Annotated in this window: 1 protein-coding gene and 2 pseudogenes; 1 reads left to right on the top strand and 2 read right to left on the bottom strand. The window is 65.1% G+C overall.

Annotated features, from left to right (window positions below; translation table 11 throughout):
• Nucleotides 1-420 precede the first annotated feature (420 nt).
• A pseudogene (locus tag AC5JJ1_RS15275) lies at nt 421-1,411 on the bottom strand (IS110 family RNA-guided transposase); the annotation flags it as partial.
• 244 nt (nt 1,412-1,655) lie between these two features.
• Between AC5JJ1_RS15275 and AC5JJ1_RS15270 the strand changes: the two are divergent.
• A pseudogene (locus AC5JJ1_RS15270) lies at nt 1,656-1,877 on the top strand (transposase); the annotation flags it as partial.
• Nucleotides 1,878-2,398: 521 nt separating this feature from the next.
• Here AC5JJ1_RS15270 and AC5JJ1_RS15265 read toward each other — a convergent pair.
• Nucleotides 2,399-2,742 (bottom strand): hypothetical protein (locus tag AC5JJ1_RS15265; RefSeq protein WP_495785959.1); only part of this gene is annotated, 344 nt, incomplete at its 5' end.

The raw sequence follows: 2,742 nt of genomic DNA, 5'->3' as shown, positions 1-2,742 counted from the left end.
GTCCCAGCATGGCTGCGATCGCCTCGATCCGCAAACGATGCAACAGAACCCCTTTTTGAGTTGCCAAAGTTAGGTATCGGGTAGCTCCCGGCCGTGCCCCTCTGCGTGGAGTAGAAGCCGTGGCTTATGGCGGGCTGAGCCGCCGCGTCAGGCGGGCACGGCGCCGAGCCTGACGGGGCCAGTATCGCTGACGGCTGCGACGGTCTCCAATGGGCACCGTTCTCTTATGGTGGGGCACAGTCAACTTTCCGATCTTTGGCCGCCACGTTGGCATACCAAAGGCGACGCACAGCAGAGTTCAGGCCGCGGCGGCGACCCCGCTGATATCTGCCCACACCTCGAATGCCCGCGCCCTTGCGGCACGATACTGGAGGGTGGCGACGTGGTCGCGGCGGAGATGGAAGAGGTTAGCGATCAGAGGTACTCGGTGTCCTTGGTCAGCAGATGCCAGCAGATCACCGCCAGCTTGCGAGCAACCGCCACGGCGGCGACCTGATGCCCTCGCTTCGCACGGATCCGCAGGAAGAAGGCGCGCAACGGACCGGGCGCTTGCTCGCTGCCCAGGCTGCCTCCACTAGCATGGCCCTGGCGTGGGCACGACCGTGCTTGCTGATGCGGCCATGCTGCGCGAGGCCGAGACCGGACTGGCGGACGCGCGGGTTCAGCCCGAAATAGCTGACCAGCTTCTCCGGCTCGGAGAAGCGCTTGACGTCGCCGATGGCAGCGACCAGCCCGGCGGCCACCGTGAGATTAACGCCGGTGATGGTCAGCAGGCGCTTCACGGCCGGATCGTCGATGACCGCTTCGGCGACCTCCCGGTCGAGCGTAGCCAAGTCCTCGCCGAGGCGGTCGATCTCTCGCAGGTGCCGGGCGATGGCGGCCTTCTCGTCATCGGGCAGATCCTGCCGCTCCAGCCAGACACGGCCGAGCTTGCCGAACAGGTCGGCGTGCGGGCACGGCGGGATCAGGTGCGCGTGCAGGATGGCATGCACCTCGTTCTTGACCCGCGTCCTGTGCCGGACGACCTGGTTGCGCCGCGCCACGAGCCGCCGCCGGCGTTCGGTCTCGGCATCGGGCAACCAGACCTCGGGCAGGAAGTCAGCCGCCCGGAGTTGCGCCAGCACGCCGGCATCGATCTTGTCGGTCTTGATCCGGGCGTGCGCGATCGCCTTTACCTGCAGCGGGTATGCCATGATCACTCGCGCCACGTAGGGCCCGAGCACCCGCACCACCGCCATTGCGTTGCCGGTCGCCTGACCACAACCTCGTCCGCCTTGGCCAGCGTTCGCCCAAAGCCCTCCAAACCCGATCAGGTCATGTCCACCCGTCCAAGTGGGCGCAAGCGCCCGTCCTCCCAGGCCACCACCTCCGCGAAGGTGCGGTGAACGTCCATGCCTATGACACGCCGCATCCTGCTTCTCCTTCAACACGGTCGACGGGAGCAGTGGGCAACACGACAACTACGGATCCGCGCTCTCGGCGCAACCGGGCAGGTCGCGGGGGCGGCCAGCTACTAACGCGAGCTCTCAGCTCATCATGTACATCGGCCTGCCCACTCTTTGCGCTCCCGGTGCCCCTCGTCCCGGATGGTCGCACCATACGCCGGGACACCAAGGCCGTCCCAGCCGGACGAGGCAGGCACCGAGGTCTACATACCAGTTACAAACCCGATCGAGCGGCTCAACGGCGAGATCAAGCGCCGCACCGACGTGGTCGGCATATTCCCGAACCAAGCCGCCGTCGTCAGGCTCGTCGGCGCGCTCCTGCTCGAGCAGTCCGACGAATGGGCCACCCAGCGCTCGCGCTATATGACACTGGAGACCATCAGCGCTGTGAGCGATACTCCAGCCGTCAGCCTGCCCGGTGCAGCTGTCTGACGCCGCGGCATAGCCCGCCAGAGAGCATCGCTCCTACACCACGCTGTGGGACACGACCCTGCCGAAGGCGAAGACCCCTGTGGTGAAGCCGGCCTGATCGGCGTAGCGGGTTGCAGTTGAACGATTGGGACCTGCCTTCCAGCAGGATGCTGAGCAGCATCCGCAGGAGCAGCGTCCAAGATGCGGCGATGCGAAGGGCGCCGAAGGGGTCGGTGCTGCGGGGACGGACCAGAGAGCTAGACGCCAAGCGTGACCGCCGGCGGTGGCCCGGGGCTGGTCCGGACAGCGAACGCCCATCCGGCCCGCGGATGCCATTCTGTCGAAATGTGTAGTGGTAGTGGCCGGCGCCCCTTTCAGGGGATCAGGAGTTTTACGAAAAAGAACTCGGCCATGACATGAAAGCATCGCCGGAGGCGCTTTGCCTGACATAGTGCTCATCGACGATATCCGACCTCAGCGCCGACGCCTCAGGTCATCACACCTCCGAGGTTCTGATTGGAAAGCGGGTCTGAATGTTCGAGTCATTTGGAGCCGCCGGCGGCACTGCGCTGACGACTTCGAGCCGCCATCTCGAGCTCAGGATCACGCTCCGCATCACCATGCTCAACAAACTCGAAGTCCCAGACGCCAAATCCCGCGACACCCGCTCCAGGCACAGTGTCGAACCCGTCTGCGGAATCATCAACGCCATACCCAGCTTCAGTCGCGTCCACTTGCGCAATCTCGCCAATTTCACCGGCGAACAGACCGTGGTCGCTCTTGCGTACGACTGCCGCCGGCTGCACCGCCAGCTGCTTAACCCGCGAGCCATTAGAGCCCGTCCATGAAGAACTCCTGTATTCTGAATGCGTTGCGGCAGGACATC

This window comes from Belnapia sp., assembly GCF_059504005.1.
Note: the sequence above shows the minus strand (reverse complement) of the source record. Positions and strands in the feature narration are given on the sequence as shown.